General features: G+C 74.1%; 1 protein-coding gene. It reads right to left on the reverse strand.

Annotation, left to right across the window (positions count from 1 at the left end):
• Positions 1 to 3,780 (reverse strand): SDR family NAD(P)-dependent oxidoreductase (locus ACZ7NC_RS44800; protein ID WP_471498015.1); only part of this gene is annotated, 3,780 nt, incomplete at both ends.

Raw genomic sequence — 3,780 nt, forward strand, 5'->3', positions numbered from 1 at the left:
ATTCGTCCCCACAAACACACCCGACACCGACCCCCGCACCGACACCGGATCCACACCAGAGCGCTCCAACGCCTCCCACGACACCTCCAACAACAACCGCTGCTGCGGATCCATCGCCAACGCCTCACGCGGCGAAATCCCGAACAACTCCGCATCAAACTCCGCCACCCCCGACACAAACCCACCCGTATTCACATACGAGGTCCCCTGGTGCTCGGGGTCGGGGTGGTAAAGGCGCTCGATGTCCCAGCCACGGTCCTCGGGAAACGAGGTCACACCGTCACGGCCGGCCGCGAGCAAGTCCCACAACTCGTCCGGCGACTCCACCTCACCCGGGAAACGGCAGGCCATCCCCACGATCGCGACGGCGTCGTCATCGAGGGCCTCACCGGTGTCGGAGCGCGAGTTCGCTTCGTGGTGCTCGGCGTGGGTGTCCTCGCCGGGGAGTTGGGCGCGGATGTGGGTCGCGAGGGCGGCCGGGGTGGGGTGGTCGTAGACGAGGGTGGCGGGCAGACGCAGCCCGGTCGCGGCGCCGAGGCGGTTGCGCAGTTCCACCGAGGTGAGGGAGTCGAAGCCCAGGTCGCTGAAGGGGCGGTCGGCGGCGATGGAGGTGGCGGAGCTGTGCCCGAGGACCTCGGCGACGGTGGACCGTACGTGGGCGAGGACGAGGCGTTCGCGTTCGGCGGACGGGCGGCCGTGCAGGGCCGTCGCGAGTTCGCCGCCGCTCGCGGCGGGTCGTTCGGTGCCCGCGGCGGTGGCCTCCTGCTGTGCGGGCGAGGTGAGTTCGCGCAGGAGTGAGCCGTGTTGGGCGTAGGCGGTGGTCTCGGCGAAGCGGGCCCAGTCTGCGTCGAGGACGGTGACGCAGGTGCGGTCGTCGTCGAGGATGCGCCGGAGCGCGTCGACGGCGGTGTCGGGGGCGAGGGGGCGGATGCCGAGCCGGGCCAGATGCGTGGTGACGACGGGGTCGGCGGCCATGCCGTCGCCGCCCCAGGGCCCCCACGCCACGGAGGTGGCCGGCAGCCCGAGGCCCCGGCGGTGCAGGGCCAGCGCGTCGAGGCGGGCGTTGGCGGCGGCGTAGGCGGCCTGGCCGGCGTTGCCGGTGACGCCGGCCGTGGACGAGAACAGCACGAACGCGTCGAGGGCGCGGTCGGCGGTGAGTTCGTGCAGATACTGGGCGGCATCGGCCTTCGCGGCGAGGACGCGCGCCAGCCGCTCGGGGGTGAGGTCGGCGGCGAGGCCGTCGTCGAGGATGCCCGCCGCGTGGACGACGACGGTGGGAGGGTGGGCGTCCAGCACGCCGGCGAGGGCGGTGCGGTCCGCGATGTCGCAGGCGACGAGGGTGACTTCGGCACCGCGTCCCGTCAGCTCGTCGCGCAACTCCTGGGCGCCGGGGGCGTCGGCGCCGCGCCGGGAAACCAGGACGAGGTGCTCGGCGCCATGGTCGACGAGCCAGTGCGCGATGTGCCGGCCGAGCGCGCCGGTGCCTCCGGTGACGACGGCAGTGCCGTGGAAACGTGCGCCCTGTGGCTGGTCACCCCTGGCGGCGGGTTGTCCGCTCCGGCCGGTGTCTCGTACGAGGCGGGCGGCGAGGATTCCGGTGGGCCGCAGGGCGAGTTGGTCCTCGTCGCCGGGTGCGGCCAGCAGGCGCGCGAGGCGCTGCGGCTCGTCGGGGTCGGGGTGCGCGGGCAGGTCGACGAGGCCGCCCCAGCGGTCGGGCTGTTCGAGGGCGAGCGTGCGTCCCAGGCCCCATACGGCCGCCTCGTCGGGCCGGGACGGGGTGTCCCCGGCGCCGACCGACTGCGCGGAGCGGGTGGCGCACCACAGGCGGGCGGCCGGGGCGGTGTCGGACAGCGCCTGCCACAGGGCGAGTACAGCACCCGGCGACGGCACCAGGGCCAGGGCGTGGGTGGGCTCGTGGCCGGTGGCGCGGATACGGTCCGCGAGGTCGGTGCGGGTGTCGGTGGCGCCGACGGTGATGAGGTCGACCTCGGCACCGGCCCGGCGCAGGGCTCGCGCGATGTCGTCTCCGGCCGGGTCGGCCGTGGCCACCAGCCAGCGGCCCGGGAGCACGGCGGCGTCGGTGTCGGCGGCGAGGCGGGCGGGCCGCCAGCGGACGCGGTAGCGGCGGGCCGCCTGCTCCAGGTCCCGACGCCCTTGCCGGCGCCAGGCCGACAGGGCGGGGACGAGGGTGTCGAGGGCATCGTCCCCGGCCACGCCCAGCCGCTCGGCGAGCGCGTCGACCTCGCCGCGCTCCACGAGATCCCAGAAGCGTGACTCGACGGCGTCGGGGCCGCTGCCGCTCTCCGCGGCCCGCCCCGCGACGGCATGGTCGGGCAGCCAGTACCGCTCGCGACGGAACGCGTAGGTGGGCAGCTCCACCTGCCGCGCGCCCGTGCCCTCGAAGAGGGCGGACCAACGCACGTCGGCGCCACGGACGTACATCTCGGCAACGGCGGTCAGGACGGCCTCCGGCTCCGGCTGTCCGGTGCGCAGGATGGCCGCGGCGGCGTGTCCGGCCTCCCGGGCGAGGGCGGTGAGGACAGGGTCGGGGCCGATCTCCAGGAGCCTGCCGGCTCCCTGCGGGCCGGTGGCGGTGGTGAGAGCGTCGTGGAAGCGCACGGGACGGCGGACCTGCTCGATCCAGTACGTGGGGCTGGTCCAGTCGCCCTCGCTCAGGGCCTCACCGGTGAGGGTGCTGACGGCGGGCACGGTCGGCGTGCGGTAGCTGATCCCGGCCGCCACGGTGGTGAACTCGGCGAGCATCGGGTCCATCAATGGTGAGTGGAAGGCGTGGCTGACTCGCAGCCGGGTCGCCCGGCGTCCCCGCTCCCGGAAGTCGGCGAGCATGGCCTCGACGCCGCTCTCCGTGCCCGACACGACCACGGACCGCGGCCCGTTCACGGCGGCGGGTGTGACGCCCGGGTGCAGCGCCTCGGCAACCTCCTCTTCGGTGGCCTCGATCGCGGCCATCGCGCCGCCCTCCGGGAGGGCCTGCATCAACCGGGCACGGGCCGCCACCAGCCGTACGGCGTCCGGAAGTTCGAAGACCCCGGCCGCATACGCCGCCGCGAACTCGCCCACGGAGTGGCCGAGCACGCAGTCCGGTCGCATGCCCCAGGACCGTAGAAGCGCTACGAGAGCCACTTGCAGGGCGAAGAGCGCGGGCTGGGCGTAACCGGTGCGGGCCAGGGTTTCCGCTTCGCCGGTGAACATGAGCTCGCGCAGGGGAACGTGAGCGGGGTTCTCGGCGCCGAGTTCGGCGTCCAGGAGGTCGCAGACCTCGTCCAGTGCACGACGGAACTCCGGGAAACGGTCGTGGAGTTCGCGTCCCATGCCGGGCCGCTGGCTGCCCTGCCCGGTGAACATCCACGCCGTACGTCCCTTGAGCACATGTCCGGTGACGACCGCCGGGTGCCGCTCACCGTCGGCGAGGGCGCGCACTCCCCTGCTCAGCTCGTCGAGTCCGGCTCCCAGGACGACGGCGCGGTGGGTCAGGACGGCTCGGGTGGTGGCCAGCGAGTAGCCGAGGTCGGCCGGGGATGCCGGGTTCCTCGGGAGGTGCGCGGCGAGGCGCTCGGCCTGCGCGCGAAGGCTCTCGGTGTCGCGTCCGGCCAACAGCCATGGAGTGAGGGCCGTGGAGTCCGGCTCGCCGGAGGGCTGTTCAGCCTGTTCGACCGGAGCTTCCTCGAGGATGACGTGGGCGTTGGTGCCGCTGATCCCGAACGCGGAGACACCGGCCCGCCTGGGCCGCTCACCACGCGGCCACGGCCGGGACCCGGT

The organism is Streptomyces sp. NPDC111802 (assembly GCF_055634335.1).